Source organism: Enterobacter sp. D2, assembly GCF_034427575.1.
GTDB lineage: Bacteria > Pseudomonadota > Gammaproteobacteria > Enterobacterales > Enterobacteriaceae > Enterobacter > Enterobacter cloacae_M.
Genome location: NZ_JAXQPP010000001.1, coordinates 1,601,367 through 1,621,308, shown reverse-complemented (window position 1 = coordinate 1,621,308; position 19,942 = coordinate 1,601,367). Strand labels below are relative to the sequence as shown.

At 55.5% G+C, this 19,942-nt stretch carries 18 protein-coding genes; 12 read left to right on the top strand and 6 right to left on the bottom strand.

Annotated elements, in window-relative coordinates; translation table 11 throughout:
• Positions 1-28: 28 nt before the first annotated feature.
• The 7 genes from SPG90_RS07835 (at position 29) to SPG90_RS07805 (ending at position 7,962) form a co-directional block, all read left to right on the top strand.
• Positions 29-1,081 (top strand): zinc-dependent alcohol dehydrogenase, encoded by a 1,053-nt coding sequence (locus SPG90_RS07835; RefSeq protein WP_126304046.1) that lies wholly within the window; start codon positions 29-31, stop codon positions 1,079-1,081.
• A 17-nt stretch (positions 1,082-1,098) separates the two neighbouring features.
• Positions 1,099-1,887 carry a sugar phosphate isomerase/epimerase family protein gene (locus tag SPG90_RS07830; RefSeq protein WP_126304048.1) on the top strand — a complete coding sequence of 263 codons (789 nt, stop codon included), beginning with the start codon at positions 1,099-1,101 and terminating at the stop codon, positions 1,885-1,887.
• A gap of 11 nt (positions 1,888-1,898) precedes the next feature.
• Positions 1,899-2,957 carry a Gfo/Idh/MocA family protein gene (locus SPG90_RS07825; RefSeq protein ID WP_126304050.1) on the top strand — a complete coding sequence of 353 codons (1,059 nt, stop codon included), beginning with the start codon at positions 1,899-1,901 and terminating at the stop codon, positions 2,955-2,957.
• Positions 2,951-5,230 carry a glycoside hydrolase family 65 protein gene (locus tag SPG90_RS07820; RefSeq protein WP_126304052.1) on the top strand — a complete coding sequence of 760 codons (2,280 nt, stop codon included), beginning with the start codon at positions 2,951-2,953 and terminating at the stop codon, positions 5,228-5,230. Before SPG90_RS07825 ends, SPG90_RS07820 begins: the two co-directional genes overlap by 7 nt.
• Positions 5,220-5,888 carry a beta-phosphoglucomutase gene (pgmB, locus tag SPG90_RS07815; RefSeq protein ID WP_045355874.1) on the top strand — a complete coding sequence of 223 codons (669 nt, stop codon included), beginning with the start codon at positions 5,220-5,222 and terminating at the stop codon, positions 5,886-5,888. Before SPG90_RS07820 ends, pgmB begins: the two co-directional genes overlap by 11 nt.
• Positions 5,889-5,898: 10 nt before the next feature.
• Complete coding sequence (locus tag SPG90_RS07810; protein ID WP_023312033.1) at positions 5,899-6,981, top strand: ABC transporter ATP-binding protein; 1,083 nt, start codon at positions 5,899-5,901, stop codon at positions 6,979-6,981.
• A 66-nt stretch (positions 6,982-7,047) separates the two neighbouring features.
• A complete protein-coding gene (locus SPG90_RS07805) occupies positions 7,048-7,962 on the top strand; it encodes an OmpG family monomeric porin (protein ID WP_047174201.1) in 915 nt (304 codons plus the stop codon).
• A gap of 34 nt (positions 7,963-7,996) precedes the next feature.
• On the opposite strand, the gene SPG90_RS07800 is transcribed toward SPG90_RS07805, so the two are convergent.
• On the bottom strand, positions 7,997-9,007 hold the full coding sequence (locus SPG90_RS07800; RefSeq protein WP_126304054.1) for a LacI family DNA-binding transcriptional regulator: 1,011 nt from the start codon (positions 9,005-9,007) through the stop codon (positions 7,997-7,999).
• 155 nt (positions 9,008-9,162) lie between these two features.
• Between SPG90_RS07800 and SPG90_RS07795 the strand changes: the two genes are divergently transcribed.
• From SPG90_RS07795 to tyrR, 3 genes are all read left to right on the top strand, one after another.
• Positions 9,163-10,560: a YcjX family protein gene (locus SPG90_RS07795; RefSeq protein ID WP_023312030.1), complete on the top strand. Its 1,398-nt coding sequence runs from the start codon at positions 9,163-9,165 to the stop codon at positions 10,558-10,560.
• A complete protein-coding gene (locus tag SPG90_RS07790) occupies positions 10,557-11,609 on the top strand; it encodes a YcjF family protein (RefSeq protein ID WP_023312029.1) in 1,053 nt (350 codons plus the stop codon). The genes SPG90_RS07795 and SPG90_RS07790 overlap by 4 nt, the downstream gene beginning before the upstream one ends.
• A 112-nt stretch (positions 11,610-11,721) precedes the next feature.
• Entirely contained in the window at positions 11,722-13,263 is a 1,542-nt protein-coding gene (tyrR, locus tag SPG90_RS07785) for a transcriptional regulator TyrR (RefSeq protein WP_023312028.1), read from the top strand.
• Positions 13,264-13,300: 37 nt separating this feature from the next.
• On the opposite strand, the gene SPG90_RS07780 is transcribed toward tyrR, so the two are convergent.
• On the bottom strand, positions 13,301-14,509 hold the full coding sequence (locus tag SPG90_RS07780; RefSeq protein WP_045355870.1) for an aldose 1-epimerase family protein: 1,209 nt from the start codon (positions 14,507-14,509) through the stop codon (positions 13,301-13,303).
• A gap of 275 nt (positions 14,510-14,784) precedes the next feature.
• Positions 14,785-15,291 (bottom strand): thiol peroxidase, encoded by a 507-nt coding sequence (gene tpx / locus SPG90_RS07775; RefSeq protein WP_023335907.1) that lies wholly within the window; start codon positions 15,289-15,291, stop codon positions 14,785-14,787.
• 107 nt (positions 15,292-15,398) lie between these two features.
• Between tpx and ycjG the strand changes: the two genes are divergently transcribed.
• Positions 15,399-16,364, top strand: coding sequence for an L-Ala-D/L-Glu epimerase (gene ycjG / locus SPG90_RS07770; RefSeq protein ID WP_126304058.1), 966 nt, complete (start codon positions 15,399-15,401; stop codon positions 16,362-16,364).
• Here the strand turns inward: ycjG and mpaA are convergent.
• The gene (mpaA, locus tag SPG90_RS07765; RefSeq protein ID WP_045355868.1) at positions 16,355-17,068 is read right to left on the bottom strand and encodes a murein tripeptide amidase MpaA; all 714 of its coding nucleotides are present in this window, start codon (positions 17,066-17,068) and stop codon (positions 16,355-16,357) included. The two genes, ycjG and mpaA, sit on opposite strands and share 10 nt — an antisense overlap.
• Positions 17,069-17,253: 185 nt before the next feature.
• Between mpaA and SPG90_RS07760 the strand changes: the two genes are divergently transcribed.
• A complete protein-coding gene (locus SPG90_RS07760; protein ID WP_045400114.1) occupies positions 17,254-18,870 on the top strand; it encodes a peptide ABC transporter substrate-binding protein in 1,617 nt (538 codons plus the stop codon).
• 90 nt (positions 18,871-18,960) lie between these two features.
• Here the strand turns inward: SPG90_RS07760 and SPG90_RS07755 are convergent, their stop codons facing one another.
• Together SPG90_RS07755 and SPG90_RS07750 are read right to left on the bottom strand one after the other, a co-directional pair.
• Positions 18,961-19,524 carry a DJ-1/PfpI family protein gene (locus SPG90_RS07755; RefSeq protein ID WP_033145709.1) on the bottom strand — a complete coding sequence of 188 codons (564 nt, stop codon included), beginning with the start codon at positions 19,522-19,524 and terminating at the stop codon, positions 18,961-18,963.
• Positions 19,525-19,741: 217 nt separating this feature from the next.
• Positions 19,742-19,882: an Ecr family regulatory small membrane protein gene (locus SPG90_RS07750; protein WP_032668497.1), complete on the bottom strand. Its 141-nt coding sequence runs from the start codon at positions 19,880-19,882 to the stop codon at positions 19,742-19,744.
• Positions 19,883-19,942: the final 60 nt, after the last annotated feature.

The following is a 19,942-nucleotide window of genomic DNA, read 5'->3' as shown; positions in this document are numbered from 1 at the left end:
GGCGGCCAATTTTAACAAGGAGTCAGTCATGAAAAAATTAGTAGCGACAGCGCCACGCGTGGCGGCGCTGGTGGAATATGAAGATCGTGCTGTGGGAGCACATGAAGTGAAAATTCGTGCACGCTTTGGCGCGCCGAAGCACGGCACTGAAGTCGTGGACTTCCGCGCGGCAAGCCCGTTTATTGACGAAGAGTTCAACGCGGAGTGGCAGATGTTCACGCCGCGTGAAGAAGGGGCGGCCCGCGGGATCGAATTCGGTAAGTTCCAGCTGGGCAACATGATTGTTGGCAAGATTATCGAATGCGGTGATGACGTCACTGAATATCAGATCGGCGACAGCGTCTGCTGCTACGGCCCGCTGCAGGAAACGGTGATCGTTAACGCGGTGAACAACTACAAGCTGCGCAAAATGCCGCAGGGTGCGTCCTGGAAAAACGCCGTTTGCTACGATCCGGCGCAGTTCGCCATGAGCGGCGTGCGTGATGCCAACGTCCGCGTGGGCGACTTTGTGGTCGTGGTCGGTCTGGGAGCCATTGGGCAGATTGCGATTCAGCTGGCGAAAAAAGCCGGTGCGTCAGTGGTTATCGGCGTTGATCCAATCGAACACCGCTGTGAGATCGCCCGTCGTCATGGGGCAGACCACTGTCTGAACCCAATAGGCACTGATGTCGGTCTGGAAATCAAAAAGCTGACCGGGAAGCAGGGCGCGGACGCGATCATCGAAACCAGCGGCTTTGCAGATGCGCTGCAGTCCGCGCTGCGCGGACTTGCCTACGGCGGCACCATCTCCTATGTAGCTTTCGCAAAACCGTTCGCGGAAGGCTTTAACCTCGGCCGCGAAGCGCATTTCAATAACGCGAAGATTGTCTTCTCCCGCGCCTGCAGCGAACCCAACCCGGACTACCCGCGCTGGAGCCGCAAGCGTATTGAAGAGACCTGCTGGGAATTGCTGATGAACGGTTATCTGAATTGTGAAGATCTGATCGACCCGGTCGTGACCTTCGACACCACCCCGGAAAGCTATATGAAGTATGTCGATCAGCACCCGGAACTCAGTATCAAAATGGGCGTCACTTTTTAAGCTAAGGACAGCAAATCATGAAGATCGCAACACAAAACCAGGCCTTTTTCCCGACCAGCATCATGGAGAAATTCGAGTACATCAAAGCAATGGGTTTTGATGGCTACGAAATTGACGGCCGCCTGCTGGTGGAAAACCTCCATGAAGTGAAAGCGGCCATCAAAGCTACCGGTCTGCCGGTGACGACAGCATGTGGCGGATACGATGGCTGGATCGGTGATTTCATCGAAGAACGCCGTCTGAACGGGTTACAGCAGATCGAACGCATTCTGGAAGCGCTGGCGGAAGTCGGCGGAAAGGGCATTATCGTGCCTGCTGCCTGGGGGATGTTCACCTTCCGTCTGCCACCAATGACCTCTCCACGCAGCCTGGACGGTGACCGCAAAGCCGTAAGCGCCTCCCTGCGCTGGCTGGATGAGGTGGCGGCGCGCACCGGAACAACCGTCTACCTGGAGCCGCTGAACCGCTATCAGGATCACATGATCAACACCCTGGCTGACGCGCGTCGCTATATCGAAGAGAACGGTCTGAAGCACGTGCAGATCATCGGCGATTTCTATCATATGAACATCGAAGAAGACTCGCTGACGGATGCGCTGCATCAGCACCGCGATCTGCTGGGCCATGTGCACATTGCAGATAACCACCGCTACCAGCCGGGCAGCGGTAGCCTCGATTTTGCCAGCCTGTTCGATCAGCTGCGTGCCGATAACTACCAGGGTTACGTGGTGTATGAGTGCCGTGTTCGCGCCGAGGATCCGGCTCAGGCATACCGGGATTCGCTCACTTACTTGCGTGAATGCTAAGGATGACGAGCGTGATGAGTGCTTCTACACCTTCGCCTCTGCGCGTCGCCATCATTGGCGCCGGGCAGGTCGCGGATAAAGTGCATGCCTCGTATTACGCCACGCGCAGTGATGTTCAGATGGTGGCTGTCATGGACAGCCATCCTGAACAGGCTCTGGCGTTTGCGGAACGTCATGGTATTTCCTCGGTATGGCAGGATGCGCGAGATATGCTCGAGGCGGTTAAGCCGGATGTGGTGAGCATCTGTTCGCCTAACCGGTTCCATTTCGAGCACGTCATGGCAGCGCTGGAAGCTGGCTGCCACGTGATGTGTGAAAAACCACCTGCTATGACGCCGCAGGAGGCCGATCGGATGCGCATGGCCGCGCGCAAGGCGGGAAAAGTGCTGGCGTATGATTTTCACCATCGCTTTGCTCTCGATACGCAACTGCTGCGTGAGGCCGTGATGAAGGGGGCGCTGGGAGAAATTTATTACACCACTGCGCAGGCGCTACGCCGCTGCGGGGTTCCCGGCTGGGGCGTCTTTACCAACAAAACGCTACAGGGCGGTGGGCCGTTGATTGATATCGGCATCCATATGCTCGATGCCGCTATGTACGTGCTGGGGTTCCCGGCGGTAAAAAAGGTGACGGCACACAGCTTCCAGAGGCTGGGAAACCGTAAAAGCAGCGGCCAGTTTGGCGCGTGGGATCCCACGCAGTTTACCGTTGAAGATGCCCTGTTTGGCACCATTGAATTTTGCAACGGCGGCATTCTGCGTCTGGACACGTCGTTTGCGCTCAATATCCGTGAACAATCCATCATGAACGTCGCATTTTGCGGTGAAAAGGCGGGCGCCATGCTGTTCCCGGCGCACATCTACAACGACGAAGCCGGGACTTTAGTCACCCTCACGCAGCGTGAAGAGGCTGACGATCGGCGTCATATGCGCAGTATGGATGCCTTTGTGCGGCATGTGCAGGGAGAGCCCGTCATGATCGCTGATGCAGAGCAGGGGCTGGTTATCCAGCAGCTCGTCGCCGCGCTGTATGAATCTGCAGAAACAGGGGAAAGCGTGACGTTATGCTAAACGTGTCTGTATTAACCGACCCGGGCTTTTGTCCACACAGCCTGAATAAATACGCCTCCATCATGGCCTGCGGTAATGGCTACATGGGGATCCGCGCTACGCACGAAGAAGATTACACCCAGCAAACCAGAGGCATGTATCTTGCGGGTCTCTATCATCGTGCTGGTCGCAACGAGACCACTGAGCTGGTCAATCTGCCGGATATCATCGGTATTGATGTTGAGCTGGATGGCATCAATTTCACGCTCCTGTCAGGCGAAATCCTCGAGTGGCAGCGCGAGCTGGCGTTTGCCAATGGCGAACTTCGTCGCAGCGTCGTCTGGCGCTCGTCTGACGGGAAACGCTATCGTCTGGAGAGCCGTCGTTTTGTGTCGCTGGTCCAGTTGCCCTTAGTGGCCATGCAGCTTTCCATCACGCCGCTCGATGCCGTCGCGCACGCCGTGCTGCAAACCGGCATTGACGCAACGCAAACGAACAGCGGCAGACAGCATCTTGATGAAGTGTCGGTCAGAGTGTTCGATCAGGAATACATGCAGGGCGTATATGAAACGCAGGACCGCACGTCTGAGATTGCTGTTTCAGCGTATTGTCAGCTCTCAGCGAAGAGCGACAGCTGTTTCACCGCCAAAAATCGTCGTCTCAGCGCCCATCATTCGCTGACGATTGCGAAGGGTGACACTGTCACGCTTGAAAAAATCGTCTGGGTTGCACATCGCAGTGATAAGGCACTGTCGCAGGCCTCTTTCGCTCGCAACGCGCTGGCCGATCTCAAAGTCTGTGCGGCAAGAGGCTACGACGCCTTGCTTGAGAGTTCGGCGTGTGCCTGGCAAGAGGTCTGGCGTAACGCTCGGGTGGAGGTTGACTCTACGGAACATCAGGATCAGATGGCGCTGGATTACGCCGTCTGGCATTTGACGACCATGACGCCAGCCCATGATGAGCGAAGCAGTATCGCCGCCAAAGGGCTGACTGGAGAGGGGTATAAAGGCCACGTCTTTTGGGATACCGAAATTTTCCTGCTGCCTTTCCATCTCTTCACGCGTCCCCAGACCGCCCGTAGCCTGCTGCGCTATCGTTGGCTCAACCTGGCCGGGGCGCGGGAAAAAGCCCGTCGCAACGGCTGGCCCGGCGCGTTGTTTCCATGGGAAAGCGCCGCCAGCGGGCTGGAAGAGACGCCGGAGTTCGCGGCTATCAACATCCGAACCGGCACGCGTCAGAAGGTGGCCTCCGCGCTGGCGGAACACCACATCGTGGCGGACATCGCCTGGGCCGTCGTCGCTTACTGGCAGGCGACGCACGATGAGACCTTTATCCGGAATGAAGGTCTGACGCTCTTGATGGAAACCGCTGCGTTCTGGATGGGCCGCGCGACGGAAATTAATGGTCGTCTCGAAATCCATGACGTTATCGGACCTGACGAATACACCGAGCATGTGAACAACAACGCTTATACCAACTATCTGGCCTGGCACAACGTCGCCTGCGCTCGCCAGTTTATGACGATGTTTGGGCGCGAGGATGAAGGTTTTACGCAGAAAGCGACACGGTTCCTGACGCGCTTATGGCTGCCGGAGGCCAATTCAGACGGTGTGATCCCGCAGGATGATACCTTTATGGCAAAACCTGCCATCGATCTGAGCCGCTACAAAGCCAAAGCGGGGAAGCAGACCATTCTGCTCGATTATTCCCGCGCGGAAGTCAACGACATGCAGATCCTTAAGCAGGCCGATGTGGTGATGCTTACCTACCTGTTGCCGGAGCGGTTTACCCCGCAGCAGTGCGCCGCCAATCTGGCGTTCTACGAGCCCCGCACGATCCATGATTCTTCGCTGAGCAAGGCCATTCACGGCATTGTGACTGCCCGCTGTGGTGACGTCGAAGGTGCCTACGCCTTCTGGCGCGATGGCGTCGCCATTGATCTTGGGGACGACCCGCACAGCTGCGATGACGGAATTCACGCCGCTGCGACCGGCGCTATCTGGTCCGGCGTCATTCAGGGCTTTGCCGGTGTGCAGATTGTAGAAGGGGAGCTGCATCTTGCGCCGAAACTGCCAGCTCACTGGCAAAAACTCACATTCCCTCTGCGCTGGCGGAACGCAACGCTGCACTTCACCTATGAAAATGAGGTGTTAACCATAGAAGCTTCGGCACCTGCCACGCTGACGCTGTGGGGCAAAACGCTACATGTATCGGGGCGGAAAATTTGCGCTTATAAGGATTTTCTTGCATCTGAAAATGGGACCGCTACCACGGAGAGGCGCCATGATGCTTAAGGCTGTTGTATTCGATCTGGACGGTGTGATCACCGATACCGCACACCTCCATTTTCTGGCCTGGCGTGCAGTGGCGGATGAAATCGGCATCACCTTCGACGAAGCGTTTAACGAACAGCTGAAGGGCATTAGCCGCATGGATTCCCTTCAGCGCATCCTGAAACATGGCGGGAAAGAGGGGACGTTTAGCGATGAGCAGTGCCTCGCGCTGGCGACGAAGAAAAACGCGCTCTATGTCCAGTCTCTGGCGTCGCTGACGGAGGATTCACTGCTTCCCGGTATTCGCGACGTGCTGGCGGATATCCGTGCGGCGAAGGTCAAAATTGGGCTCGCCTCCGTTTCCTTGAATGCCCCGGGGATCCTGCACGCGCTTGGCATTGATCAGGCCTTCGATTTTTGCGCCGATGCTTCCCGTATTCGCCGCTCAAAACCAGACCCGGAGATCTTCCTCGCCGCCTGTGCAGGCCTGAATGTGCGTCCTGACGCGGCTATAGGTATCGAAGATGCACCTGCAGGCGTTGAGGCGATCAACGCGGCGGGATTGCTATCGGTTGGGATTGGAGCTGGCCTGAACCATGCGGGATTACAACTTCATTCAACGCGGGAACTGACCTGGAAATGCCTGACCGAGTTTTGGGCATCCCGGACGTATTGCTAAGGAATTAACAATGGCTCAACTGTCCCTGAAACACATTCAGAAAATCTATGATAACCAGGTCCACGTGGTTAAGGATTTCAGTCTCGAAATCGAAGACAAGGAGTTCATCGTCTTCGTTGGGCCTTCGGGCTGCGGTAAATCCACCACGCTGCGAATGATTGCCGGTCTGGAGGAGATCAGCGCCGGTGAACTGATTATTGACGGGGTATGCATGAATGACGTGCCCGCCAAGTCTCGCGATATTGCGATGGTCTTCCAGAACTATGCGCTTTATCCGCATATGACGGTCTACGACAACATGGCGTTTGGCCTGAAGATGCAAAAAATTGCGCCTGCGGTTATCGAAGACCGCGTTAACTGGGCGGCACAGATCCTCGGATTACGCGAGTACCTCAAGCGCAAACCCGGCGCGCTGTCCGGCGGCCAGCGTCAGCGCGTGGCGTTGGGCAGGGCGATCGTGCGCGAGGCGGGCGTGTTCCTGATGGATGAACCGCTCTCTAACCTAGATGCCAAGCTTCGCGTGCAGATGCGGGCTGAAATCAGCAAGCTGCACCAGAAGCTCAACACCACCATGATTTACGTGACCCACGATCAGACGGAAGCCATGACCATGGCGACCCGCATCGTGATCTTAAAAGACGGCATTATTCAGCAGGTCGGTGCACCGAAGCAGGTGTACAACGAACCTGCAAACATGTTTGTTGCAGGATTTATTGGATCGCCAGCCATGAACTTTATTCGCGGCGCTATCGACGATCGCTATTTTGTTACGGAAACGCTGCGTCTTGCGATCCCGGAGGACAAGCTCGCTTCACTGAATGCCGCAGGGTATCAGCGCAAAGCCGTGGTCTTTGGGATCCGCCCGGAAGATATTCTCACGCTGCAGAGTCGAGGTGAGAATATCGCGGCGAAAGTCAGCGTAGCCGAACTGACCGGAGCGGAGTTCATGCTTTACGCCACCGTTGGCGGCCATGAGCTGGTTGTGCGCGCTGGCGCGGCGAATGATTATGCCTCTGGGGATAATATCGACATCCAGTTCGATATGAACAAGTGCCATTTCTTCGACGCTGAAACCGAAGCGGCTATTAGATAAGAAAGGTGTTCGCCGGAAATGCAAATTTCCGGTTTTTTTGTTTGTTACTTATAAAGGGAAAATTAAATGAGTACTCTACTAAGAAGTGCTGCGCTCGTGCTGTGCGCAGGGGTTAGCTGTGCACAAGCATCAGAAACAGCAAAACAGTGGGAATTTAATATCGGCGCGATGTATGAAATCGAAAACGTTGAGGGGCAGGGCGACGATAAAGATGGATTATATGAACCTTCCGTGTGGTTCAATGCAACCTGGGATGCGTGGACTATTTCGCTGGCGATGTATCAGGAGGGGCCGGTTGATTACAGCAGTATGACCCGTGGAACCTATTTCGACCGTCCTGAATTTGAATTACGCTATCGCTTTATTGGAACCGATGATTTTACTTTCGGTCTGACCGGTGGTTTCCGTAATTATGGCTACCACTTTAAAGATGAGCACGGAGCCAAAGACGGCAGCGCGAATATGCAGCGCTACAAAGTTCAACCTGACTGGGATATTAAATTAACCGATGACTGGCGCTTTGGCGGCTGGTTTGCCATGTATCAGTTTGCCAACGATCTGGAGAAAACCGGTTATTCTGATAGCCGCGTTGAAACCGAAACGGGCTTTACCTGGACCATTAACGAAACCTTTGCGGCTAAAGTGAATTACTATTTAGAGCGCGGTTTCAATATGAACGGTTCGCGTAATAACGGCGAATTCTCCACCCAGGAAATTCGCGTCTACCTGCCTATTTCATTGGGCCAGACGACCTTAACGCCTTATACCCGACTGGGGCTCGATCGCTGGTCGAACTGGGACTGGCAGGACGATCCTGAGCGTGAAGGACATGATTTCAACCGCCTGGGTATGCAGTATGCCTATGACTTCAACAACGGTTTATCCATGACGCTTGAATACGCTTATGAATGGGAAAACCATGACGAGGGTAAAAACGACCGCTTCCACTATGCGGGCGTTGGGGTAAATTACGCGTTCTGACCGAGAGCACGCCAGGGGCGCTAAGCCCCTGGTTTTAGCGCAGCGAGGCCGCCAGTAAAAAGTGGGTATCAACGAGAACTTTTTGCGGTGCGGGCTGACCCGCAATACGCCTGAAAAGAAGATCGCAGCTCTCTTCGCCCAGTTTTCGGGTCGGGATATCGAAGCCGCCAGGTGCGGGCGTTAAAATGAGAGACAGCATCGGGTCACTGTATCCGGCAATGACCACCTGCTCCGGGATCATCAGGTTCAACTCATCCGCCGCGCGATAGAGGCTAAGTAACTTCATGCTGTCGGTAGCGAATACTGCATCAGGCGGCGTGGGTGAAGACAACAATTCCAGCGCCGCCGTAAGCGCACTCTCATGGGTATAACCGCCATCCCTGATCCAGTCCGGGTTGAGGGCAATATGGTGCTTTTCCAGACTGGCTTTATAGCCCGCAAGACGATCGATCGAAACATGATAATCAAGCGAGGCATGCAGACAGGCAATTTTACGGCGTCCGTTTTTAATAAAGGTTTCGGTCAGCGTGGCGCTGTCATGGAAATTATCCGTGTCGACGGAATAAATATTCTGAAACTCACCTTCGACTTTGCCGATAACTACTACCGGTACGCCATACGCATCCAGCGTGGTGAAAAAGGATTCATTTGCCGGTGAGCTTAGCATAATGATCCCTTTGATCATCTTCTGTTTTATTTTATTCACGCATTTCAGCAGATCGTCTTCGCTGCTTTTTGACGTTTGTAAAATAACGTCAAATCCTTCTTCTTCCGCTTTTGCCGTAATGGCATGCAGGACATCGGAGAAAAAAGGATTTCCGGCAGTGGTTTTGGTTGAACGTGTCGAAATAACCATAATGGCATCGAAGCCTGAAGAGGTCAGGGCGCGGGCCAGTTTGTTGGGCTGATAATTTAATTCGTCAATCGCCTTCAGCACTTTTTCACGCGCTTCGGGAGAAATATTCGTTTGTTTATTCAGAACGCGGGAAACGGTTGATTTCGATACGCCCGCAACCCGTGCGATATCATAGATGGTGGGTGACATACACCTTACTCACTCCGGACTGACAGCAATGTCGTTCATCTTACTGGAGAGAAAACGGCAATAGCAATAAATAAGAATTGATAATCAACGATCTGCCCCCATTTATTGTATTCTGAAGCCATGCATTCAAGGCTTCCAGGCAACGAAGGACGGCGATGAAGCGACTTAAAAACGAAATCAATTCACTGGTGAACCGTGGCGTTGACCGCCATCTGCGTCTGGCCGTGACGGGGCTTAGTCGCAGCGGTAAGACGGCGTTTATCACCGCTATGGTAAACCAGCTCCTGAACCTGCACGCCGGCGCGCGTCTGCCGCTGCTCAGCGCGGTGCGGGAAGAACGCCTGCTGGGCGTGAAGCGCGTCCCTCAGCGTGATTTTGGTATTCCACGCTTTACCTATGACGAAGGGCTGGCGCAGCTCTACGGCGATCCGCCCACGTGGCCGACGCCGACGCGAGGGGTGAGTGAGATTCGCCTCGCGCTGCGCTTTCGCTCGAATGAATCCCTGATGCGCCACTTCAAGGATACTTCTACGCTGTACCTTGAAATCGTCGATTACCCCGGTGAATGGTTGCTCGACCTGCCGATGCTGGCGCAGGACTACCTCAGCTGGTCCCGCCAGATGACGGGGTTGTTGCAGGGGCAGCGCGCCGGGTGGTCGGCCAAATGGCGACAGCTGTGCGAAGGCCTGGATCCGCTTGCACCGGCCGATGAAAACCGTCTGGCGGCCATTGCCGAAGCCTGGACGGCGTATTTGCATCAGTGCAAGCAGGAAGGGTTGCACTTCATTCAGCCGGGTCGCTTTGTCCTGCCGGGTGATTTAGCGGGCGCGCCTGCGCTTCAGTTCTTCCCCTGGCCAGACGTGGACGGGGTGGGCGAGTCGAAGCTGGCGCAGGCCGACAGGCACACTAACGCCGGGATGCTGCGCGAGCGTTACAATTACTACTGTGAAAAAGTGGTTAAGGGATTCTATAAAAACCACTTTTTGCGATTTGACCGTCAGATTGTGCTGGTGGATTGTCTGCAGCCGCTCAACAGCGGGCCGCAGGCCTTCAACGATATGCGCCTTGCCCTGACGCAGCTGATGCAAAGTTTCCACTACGGGCAGAGGACGCTGTTTCGCCGTCTGTTCTCTCCGGTGATCGACAAACTGCTTTTTGCGGCCACAAAGGCCGATCACGTCACGGTCGATCAGCATGCCAATATGGTATCGCTGCTGCAGCAGCTGGTTCAGGACGCCTGGCAAAACGCCGCCTTCGAAGGGATCGGCATGGATTGCCTTGGGCTTGCGTCCGTGCAGGCAACGCAAAGCGGGCTGATCGATCTTAACGGCGAGAAAATACCGGCATTACGCGGGAACCGGCTCAGCGACGGTGAACCGCTTACCGTCTATCCGGGGGAAGTGCCTGCGCGGCTGCCGGGTCAGGCCTTCTGGCAGAACCAGGGCTTCCAGTTTGAAGCCTTCCGCCCGCAGGCAATGAGCGTCGATCGGCCATTACCACACATCCGTCTGGATGCGGCGCTGGAGTTTTTGATTGGAGATAAATTGCGATGACGGAACCGTTAAAACCGCGCATAGACTTTACCGGAACGCTTGAGCAGGATCCTCAGGAGGCGTTTAAAACCGCGCAGACCTTCAGCGGCACGCAGGCTGATAACTTTTCCCCGGCCCTGATCGAGGAGCCCGGCGTTGAGGAAGGTCCGGCAGAGGCGGTTGTGGAAGCCGCCCTGCGTCCAAAGCGCAGCCTGTGGCGCAAGATGGTCACCGCCGGGCTGGCGCTGTTTGGCGTAAGCGTGGTTGGTCAAGGCGTGCAGTGGACGATGAATGCCTGGCAAGCTCAGGACTGGGTCGCGCTGGGCGGATGTGCCGCAGGCGCGCTGATTGTGGGGGCGGGTATCGGGTCGGTTGCCACCGAGTGGCGGCGGCTCTGGCGTTTGCGCCAGCGCGCGCACGAGCGTGATGAAGCGCGGGATCTGCTCCACAGTCACGGCACCGGCAAAGGCCGCGCGTTCTGTGAAAAGCTGGCCAGCCAGGCCGGAATCGATCAGTCGCATCCGGCGCTTCAGCGCTGGTATGCCGCCATCCATGAAACCCAGAATGACCGGGAAGTAGTGACGCTTTATTCCCATATGGTTCAGCCGGTGCTGGATGCCCAGGCGCGGCGCGAGATTAGCCGCTCTGCGGCGGAATCCACCCTGATGATTGCCGTCAGCCCGCTGGCGCTGGTCGATATGGCCTTTATCGCCTGGCGTAACCTGCGCCTGATCAACCGTATCGCGAACCTTTACGGCATAGAGCTGGGTTATTACAGTCGGCTCAGATTGTTCAAACTGGTCCTGCTCAATATCGCGTTTGCCGGAGCGAGTGAGCTGGTGCGCGAAGTGGGCATGGACTGGATGTCGCAGGATCTGGCGGCGCGTCTTTCTGCCCGTGCGGCGCAGGGTATCGGTGCGGGATTATTAACCGCGCGTTTGGGGATTAAAGCGATGGAGGTCTGCCGTCCGCTGCCGTGGATCGATGGCGATAAGCCCCGTCTGGGGGATTTCAGGCGCGAGCTGATCGGCCAGCTCAAAGAGACGCTCAATAAAAAACCGGCTCCGTGAGGTTTTGTTCACTTATCGTGCTGGCTGTCAATATTTGTTGACAGCCATCTTCCCGATCACCGTGTTCTGACATATCATTTTACTGTTATTGGCTTAAAACGGTGAATTTCCCATGCGTCTTGAAGTCTTCTGTGAAGACCGTCTCGGTCTGACCCGCGAATTACTCGATCTTCTTGTTTTACGTAGCATTGATTTACGTGGCATTGAGATCGATCCTGTCGGGCGAATTTACCTCAATTTTGCCGAAATTGAATTTAACACCTTCAGCAGCCTGATGGCGGAAATCCGCCGTATCGCTGGCGTTACGGATGTACGCACCATTCCCTGGATGCCCTCTGAGCGTGAGCACCTGGCCCTGAGCGCGCTGCTGGAGGCCATGCCGGAGCCGTTCCTCTCCCTGGATTTGAAAAGCAAAGTTGAGCGCGTTAACCACGCGAGCTGCCAGCTTTTCGCGCAGAGCCAGGAGAAGCTCAGCAATCATAACGCCGCGCAGCTGATCCCCGGTTTTAACTTCCAGCGCTGGCTGGACAGCAATCCGCAGAACACGCTTAGCGAGCATGTGGTGATTAACGGGCAGAATTTCCTGATGGAGATCACGCCGGTCTATCTGAAAGGGGAAGGGAATACCCGCGTGTTGACCGGGGCGGTGATCATGCTGCGCTCGACGTTACGCATGGGTCGCCAGCTGCAAAACCTCTCCAGTCAGGATGTCGGCGCGTTCAGCCAGATTATTGCCGTCAGCCCGAAAATGCGTCATGTGGTTGATCAGGCGCGCAAGCTCGCAAGCCTGACCGCACCGCTGCTGATTACCGGGGATACCGGCACCGGGAAAGACCTGCTGGCTCACGCGGTGCATCTGGCGAGCCCGCGTGCGGCTAAGCCTTATCTGGCACTTAACTGCGCCTCTATTCCGGAAGATGCCGTTGAAAGCGAGCTGTTTGGCCACGCGCCGGAAGGCAAGAAAGGGTTCTTCGAGCAGGCTAACGGCGGCTCCGTGCTGCTGGACGAAATCGGCGAAATGTCGCCGCGTATGCAGGCTAAGCTGCTGCGTTTCCTGAATGACGGAACCTTCCGCCGCGTCGGTGAGGATCACGAAGTGCATGTGGACGTGCGCGTCATTTGCGCCACCCAGAAAAACCTGGTTGAGCTGGTGCAAAAAGGGATCTTCCGCGAGGATCTCTATTACCGCCTCAACGTCCTGACGCTGAATATTCCCCCGCTGCGCGATTGTCCGCAGGACATCATGCCGCTAACGGAGCTGTTCGTCGCCCGCTTTGCCGACGAGCAGGGGGTGCCGCGTCCGAAGCTGTCTGCCGATCTCGGCACGGTGCTTATGCGCTACGGCTGGCCGGGCAACATTCGCCAGCTTAAAAACGCCGTTTATCGCGCGCTGACCCAGCTGGAAGGTTATGAACTGCGTCCGCAGGATATTCTGTTGCCTGATTACGACGCGGGGACGGTATCGGTCGGCGAAGAGGCGATGGAAGGTTCGCTGGACGATATCACCAGCCGTTTTGAGCGCTCAGTGCTGACGCAGCTCTACCGCAGCTATCCCAGCACCCGCAAGCTGGCAAAACGCCTTGGCGTCTCGCACACCGCGATCGCCAACAAGCTGCGCGAGTACGGTTTGAATCATAAGAAAGGCGACGAATAACAAAAAAGCCTCTGTAAAGAGGCTTTTTGCTTTATGGTTATTCCTTCGCCATCGGCGTGTTAACGATTTCTGTTTTTGTCTCTCCCTGAATCGATGCAATCCTGTTTTCGACCTCTTTCACCTGCTGCGGGCTGTGCAGCAGGGTATAGGTCAGGTCAAACTGCGCGCTGGCACCGGGCTGCAGCTGCTTAACCCGCTTCTGCTCGCGTTCAATCGTAACGGGGTAGGCGTAGCTGGTGCCCGGCTCAATGCCCGTGACGTAGCCCTGCTTCAGCGTGTCGGTGTTCTTCCACAAGGTCAGCACGGGCAGCTGGCGGGTATCAAACTGGATTGACGCGCCTTTATCTCCGGCTTTATTGACCACCGCTGCAAGCGTTTCGTGGTTATTGTCCGCGAGCGGTTTAATGTTAAAGACCATCTCATCAAAGCCTTTTGTCGGCCCGGCATAGGTTTGCCAGTCGTTAACCCCCGCTTTGGCGTAGTCATTGAATGGGCTCACGCTCGCCGCCGGCGCAAGGAAACGCGCGCCTTCTTCAAGGATCGGCGTGCCGAAGTTGCTGTGATAGATGATTTGGTAATCATGAGGGTAATCCGCATGGTTGGTCAGCACATCATGCAGGCTGAACTGGTTGGTTCCGGGAACGTAGCGCAGTTCGGTCATGGTTTGCAGATCCGCTTTTTTAAACGTGCTCTCTTTGATCAAACCGCGAACGCGGATCTCATGCGGGGCGGCATCCGCGATTTCAACCTCGACCTGCGAAACAGGGGTATTACCGGCCCTGCCGTGCAGGGTGTAAATTTGCCCGTCAGCGGTGACCGGATGTCCTGTCCACTCATAGCCACAGCGCACCATCATCTCGTTGAAACCATCCAGCCAGCCGAGACCGTTGCGGCTTTCAAGGTTGATGTAGGCCGGATTAACAACCTCTTTAACGGGCGAATTCCACCCCAGTCGGGTGCCAAAACCTTCAACATGGAGAAGGTTCATCCCGCGGGTCGGGCTCAGGGTAATCGTCAGGCCATCTTTGCTGCTAATTATGATGACTTTGCTGCCTTCCTGTTTACCACCATGCAAGACTTTTTGCTCAATGCTGAACGTTTGATTTTTAACTTTCAGCTCATCACTGGAAATCTTCCAGTTTCCTTTCTCTACGCTGCTTTCAGCGCTTGTCAGCACCCAGGTTTTAGCCGCTGCATGGCCAGAAATCAGTACCGCAAGGAGCGTAAAAGCGAATTTAATCTTCATATATTATCCTTTTTGCTGAAACGATTATTTTCTTTCGTAAGCAAATCTAATGTTTAGACAAAAAGGGAAATGTGATGTGCTTCACTGGGGATGAAAATAGGGGAATTTAACGATTATTATGCGTTATTGATCACGCTCATGTTACATATTGTCTAAGTTATTGCATGATTAATGTGATTTGTGTGCATTTGTGCTTTAACGATTCAGCTTTGGCGCAATAAAAAACCCCGCCGCGGCGAGGTTGAGAATAAGTTGTATAGAATGCTAAGTACTTATTATGCTTTCAGCACGTCCAGCGCGGCAGTGTAATCCGGCTCGGTGGTGATTTCGTTAACCAGTTCGCTGAAGACAACGGTGTCGTTTTCATCCAGAACCAGTACGGCACGTGCCGCCAGGCCTTTCAGTGGGCCTTCCGCGATGCTGACGCCGTATTTCTCGAGGAAATCTGCGCTGCGCAGGGTGGAGAGGGTAATAACGTTGCTCAGGCCTTCGGCACCGCAGAAACGGGACTGGGCAAACGGCAGGTCAGCGGAAATGCACAGCACAACGGTGTTGTCCATTTCAGTCGCCAGCTGGTTGAATTTACGCACGGACGCGGCACAAACGCCGGTGTCAATGCTTGGGAAAATGTTCAGTACTTTGCGTTTACCCGCAAACTGAGCCAGTGTGACGTCAGACAGATCTTTAGCCACCAGAGTAAAAGCCTGCGCTTTGCTGCCAGCCTGCGGAATGGAACCTGCAACAGCAACCGGGTTGCCCTGGAAATGAACGAGTTGTGACATAGATATCTTCCTGTTTACATATAGTTAACGTCGGGGCTAGTGTATGCCATCAGCGGATAACACGGCAAACCAAATTTTTCGCCTTTCCGGGCTGCAAGGAGTCAGTGATGAAAAGCGTTAAGGTCTATGAAGAAGCCTGGCCATTGCATACCCCGTTTGTGATCTCCCGCGGCAGCCGAAGTGAAGCCAGCGTGGTCGTAGTCGAAATCGAAGAAGAGGGGTTTAAAGGCGTTGGGGAATGTACGCCATACCCGCGCTATGGAGAAAGCCCTGCGTCGGTGATGGCGCATATCATGACCCTGGTGCCAGAGCTGCAAAAAGGGCTCACGCGCGAGGCGTTACAGCAGCGTTTACCCGCCGGGGCAGCACGTAATGCTATCGACTGCGCGCTCTGGAGCCTTGAGGCCGCCAGGCACCAGCAATCGCTGACGTCCTTGCTGGGAGCGGCGCTGCCGGAGTCCGTCGTGACGGCGCAAACGGTCGTGATTGGTGAGCCGGAGCAGATGGCTGCCAGCGCAAAAGCGCTCTATGACGCCGGGGCCACGCTGTTAAAAGTGAAGCTCGACGATCGCCTGATCAGCGAGCGGATGGTCGCCATTCGCTCGGCGGTTCCCTCGGCCACGCTGATTGTTGACGCCAACGAGTCGTGGCATCCCGAGGGGCTTGCCGCCCGATGCCAGCTGCTGGCTGACCTGGGCGTGGCGATGCTGGAGCAGCCTCTGCCAGCGAAGGATGATGCGGCGCTGAAGAATTTTATCCATCCGCTGCCCGTCTGCGCGGATGAAAGCTGTCATACCCGCGAGAATTTGAGCGCGCTAAAGGGCTGCTATGAGATGGTCAATATCAAGCTCGACAAGACCGGCGGGCTGACAGAGGCGCTGGCCCTGGCGGCGGAAGCGCAGGCGCAGGGCTTTTCCCTGATGCTGGGATGCATGCTCTGCACATCCCGGGCGATCGGCGCGGCGCTGCCGCTGGTCAATCAGGTCCGTTTCGCCGATCTGGATGGCCCGACGTGGCTGGCGGTTGACGTTTCACCGGCGCTTAATTTTACCAGCGGCGTGCTTCATCTCTGAGGCTGCCAGCGCAGAAGCTCCATCATCGCGTTTAAGTATTTTTCGCTGGCTTCGTCTGAGGAAATCGGCGGGAATTCAGCGGTGATGCAGGGCAGGCTCAAATCGGCGCACCAGCTACCGAACGATCCGGGTGTTTCATAGCCCACGCTGGTGACGAGCGGCAGGGCGAAAGCCTGCGCCAGCCACGCGCCCAGGTCGGAGTGACGCGGATCTTCAATGCAGGCCAGCGGATCGTGGAAGGAGACAACCCATGCGGGGTGGATCTTATGGATAAGCTGGCACAGCGCCTGCGTTTCCGGCTCGGAGCCGGGCTTGTCTCCCGTCAGCAGCACCACGTCCCGCTCCTCGGCGGAGCTGTTCCAGCGATAAACCGTTTCGCCGGCGCGCCAGTTTGCCGCCGGGAAATTACGGTTCAGGTCGACTCCCCTCGCATTCGCCCGTAAACCAAGCTGACAGCCGTCCGGATTGACGGCAAGAATTACGTGGTGACGTCGCAATGAAGGCGTCAGCGTCCGCAGCGCGCAGGAAAGCGTGACGATGGACGAGTTCTCATCTCCGTGCGTGCCGGCAATGATCAAACCGCTGCTGCGATCGGCATCGGGCGCCGGGAACCAGATCAGCGATGCGCCTAAAAATGAGCGGCCATATTGCTCAGCGCCCGGCGGAAAGGCTCCGCGCTCCGCTCGTGGTCGGGTGATTGCCATACGAAATCCTGATAAAGAAGTCTCTACTGGCAGTGTTGTGCAAAACTCGCTGTTAATCAAATAGTTTCCGTAACGGTTGAGAATTGCCTCAAATCACTATTCCTGACGAAGATATTTGCATTTCTCTGTTTCGAAACAAATAATTACGCATCTGCTTGTTACCTGAATTCATCAAAGGGGATCTTATGAAGCATCCTGTTTCGCGTCTCTGCGCTGCACTGTACCTGTGCGGACTCTCTACACTCTCGTACGCTGCTGATGTGCCCCAGGGCACGGTACTGGCTCAAAAACAGGAGCTGGTCAGGCATATTAAAGACGAGCCTGCTTCGCTCGATCCGGCAAAAGCGGTAGGATTACCCGAGATTCAGGTGATTCGCGATCTTTTCGAAGGGCTGGTGAATCAGAACGAGAAAGGGGAGCTGACCCCGGGCGTGGCGACGCGCTGGCAGAGCAACGATAACCGTATCTGGACGTTTACCCTGCGCGATAACGCGAAATGGTCAGACGGTACGCCCGTCACCGCGCAGGATTTTGTCTACAGCTGGCAGCGTCTGGTTGACCCGAAAACCACGTCTCCGTTTGCCTGGTTTGCGGCGCTGGCAGGCATCAACAACGCGCAGGCCATTATCGATGGCAAAGCGGCGCCAGATACCCTGGGCGTGACGGCGGTGGATGCCAGAACCTTACGCGTCCAGCTGGACAAACCGCTCCCGTGGTTTAGCAACCTGACGGCGAACTTCGCCTTCTATCCGGTGCAAAAAGCGAACGTTGAAAGCGGGAAAGAGTGGACGCGTCCGGGCGCCCTGGTGGGTAACGGCGCGTACGTCCTGAACGACCGCGTGGTGAATGAAAAACTGGTTGTCGTGCCGAATACGCACTACTGGGACAACGCGAAAACTGTCCTGCAAAAAGTGACCTTCATTCCGATTAATCAGGAATCGTCCGCCACTAAGCGCTATCTGGCGGGGGATATTGATATCACCGAATCGTTCCCGAAAAACATGTATCAGAAGCTCCTGAAGGACATTCCGGGACAGGTGTATACGCCGCCTCAGCTCGGAACCTATTACTACGCATTTAACACGCAAAAGGGCCCGACGGCCGATGCCCGGGTTCGTCTTGCGCTGAGCATGACTATCGATCGCCGCATTATGGCAGAAAAGGTATTAGGTACAGGCGAGAAGCCGGCCTGGCATTTCACCCCTGACGTGACGGCGGGTTTCACCCCAGAGCCTTCACCGTTCGAGCAGATGTCCCAGCAGGAGCTGAACGCTCAGGCGAAAACGTTGCTCCAGGCCGCAGGCTACGGTCCTCAGCGTCCGCTGAAGTTGACACTGTTGTATAACACCTCGGAAAACCACCAGAAAATCGCCATTGCGGTGGCGTCCATGTGGAAGAAAAATCTCGGTGTGGACGTCAAACTGCAAAACCAGGAGTGGAAAACCTATATCGACAGCCGTAATACCGGCAATTTTGACGTGATCCGCGCGTCATGGGTAGGCGATTACAACGAGCCGTCGACCTTCCTGTCCCTGCTGACCTCAACCCACAGCGGTAATATCTCGCGTTTCAATGACCCGGCCTACGATAAAATTATCCACCAGGCAGCGCTGGAAACCACGGCGAAAGCGCGTAATACGGACTACAACATGGCGGAGAAAATCCTCATGGAGAAAGCGCCTATCGCGCCCATTTACCAGTACACCAATGGTCGTCTGATTAAGCCCTGGGTGAAAGGCTACCCTATTAATAACCCGGAAGACGTGGCGTATAGCCGGACGATGTTTATTGAGAAGCACTGATGTTTTATGAGACCTGGCGCGGGAATGCGCCAGGTCTGCAATACGCGGTACGGTTTCATCCGCTATGCGTGGCCCAATGCCGGGTCTCTGTTATTCTAATAGCGCATTAAACTTCGCCAGCCACTGCGGATGCGCGGGCCAGGCGGGAGCCGTCACCAGGTTACCGTCTACATGGGCCTGATCGATGCCGATAGCGGCGTAGTGTCCGCCGCTGAGACGGACCTCAGGCGCGCAGGCCGGGTAGGCGCTACAGGTTCGTCCTTTCAGGATCCCCGCGGCAGCAAGCAGCTGTGGGCCGTGGCACACTGCGGCAATCGGCTTACGCGCGGCGTCAAATGCCTGTACCAGCTTTAGGACGTCCTCATTTAACCGCAGATACTCGGGGGCTCTCCCGCCGGGGATGAGCAGCGCGTCGTAGTCCTGCTCCTTTACGGCTGAAAAATCGGCGTTGAGGGTAAAGCGGTGACCGGGCTTTTCGCTGTAGGTCTGGGCGCCGTCAAAGTCATGGATTGCCGTCATGATGTAATCGCCTTTCGGTTTGTCAGGGCAGACCGCATCCACCTGATGGCCAATCATCTGCAACGCCTGAAAAGGCACCATGGTTTCGTAATCTTCGGCGTAATCGCCAACCAGCATCAGGATCTTCTTGCTCATCTTTCCTCACCTCTATCAATAAAGATGATTAAGATATAGCCTGGCGTGGCTGAATTGCCGGAAATAAAAAAGCCCGTCAGAGCACGGGCAACATAAGCAAATGAATAAGTGATTCGTTATCAACGTTGTTGGAGGATAACGCCGCGTATTTTACGCGGCTGTAAGGGAAGCAGATAGCTGACATATTCGGTAGGTGAAACAAGCGATTAAACGTGCGTTACGGTGCGTCAAAGGTCGGGTAAAGGCTATTTTCAAGAAATTCGACGAGATGCCAGATCTCACCGCTAAAAATAAACCAGAAGCCAAATATAATAAGGAGTAAAATAATTAAGGTGAGTATTATTTCTGTTTTTCCCATTGCGGCTTTTACCCACCTGACGCTAATTGATTCGAGGTGGGCATTGTAGCGGGGCTTTTC

Coding starts and splice junctions, on each gene's coding strand:
- SPG90_RS07760 (WP_045400114.1), top strand. CDS start 17,254: ATGAAGCATCCTGTTTCGCGTCTCTGCGCTGCACTGTACCTGTGCGGA.
- SPG90_RS07830 (WP_126304048.1), top strand. CDS start 1,099: ATGAAGATCGCAACACAAAACCAGGCCTTTTTCCCGACCAGCATCATG.
- SPG90_RS07755 (WP_033145709.1), bottom strand. CDS start 19,524: ATGAGCAAGAAGATCCTGATGCTGGTTGGCGATTACGCCGAAGATTAC.
- SPG90_RS07805 (WP_047174201.1), top strand. CDS start 7,048: ATGAGTACTCTACTAAGAAGTGCTGCGCTCGTGCTGTGCGCAGGGGTT.
- mpaA (WP_045355868.1), bottom strand. CDS start 17,068: ATGGCAATCACCCGACCACGAGCGGAGCGCGGAGCCTTTCCGCCGGGC.
- pgmB (WP_045355874.1), top strand. CDS start 5,220: ATGATGCTTAAGGCTGTTGTATTCGATCTGGACGGTGTGATCACCGAT.
- SPG90_RS07800 (WP_126304054.1), bottom strand. CDS start 9,007: ATGTCACCCACCATCTATGATATCGCACGGGTTGCGGGCGTATCGAAA.
- tyrR (WP_023312028.1), top strand. CDS start 11,722: ATGCGTCTTGAAGTCTTCTGTGAAGACCGTCTCGGTCTGACCCGCGAA.
- SPG90_RS07750 (WP_032668497.1), bottom strand. CDS start 19,882: ATGGGAAAAACAGAAATAATACTCACCTTAATTATTTTACTCCTTATT.
- SPG90_RS07820 (WP_126304052.1), top strand. CDS start 2,951: ATGCTAAACGTGTCTGTATTAACCGACCCGGGCTTTTGTCCACACAGC.
- SPG90_RS07780 (WP_045355870.1), bottom strand. CDS start 14,509: ATGAAGATTAAATTCGCTTTTACGCTCCTTGCGGTACTGATTTCTGGC.
- SPG90_RS07835 (WP_126304046.1), top strand. CDS start 29: ATGAAAAAATTAGTAGCGACAGCGCCACGCGTGGCGGCGCTGGTGGAA.
- tpx (WP_023335907.1), bottom strand. CDS start 15,291: ATGTCACAACTCGTTCATTTCCAGGGCAACCCGGTTGCTGTTGCAGGT.
- SPG90_RS07795 (WP_023312030.1), top strand. CDS start 9,163: ATGAAGCGACTTAAAAACGAAATCAATTCACTGGTGAACCGTGGCGTT.
- SPG90_RS07790 (WP_023312029.1), top strand. CDS start 10,557: ATGACGGAACCGTTAAAACCGCGCATAGACTTTACCGGAACGCTTGAG.
- SPG90_RS07810 (WP_023312033.1), top strand. CDS start 5,899: ATGGCTCAACTGTCCCTGAAACACATTCAGAAAATCTATGATAACCAG.
- ycjG (WP_126304058.1), top strand. CDS start 15,399: ATGAAAAGCGTTAAGGTCTATGAAGAAGCCTGGCCATTGCATACCCCG.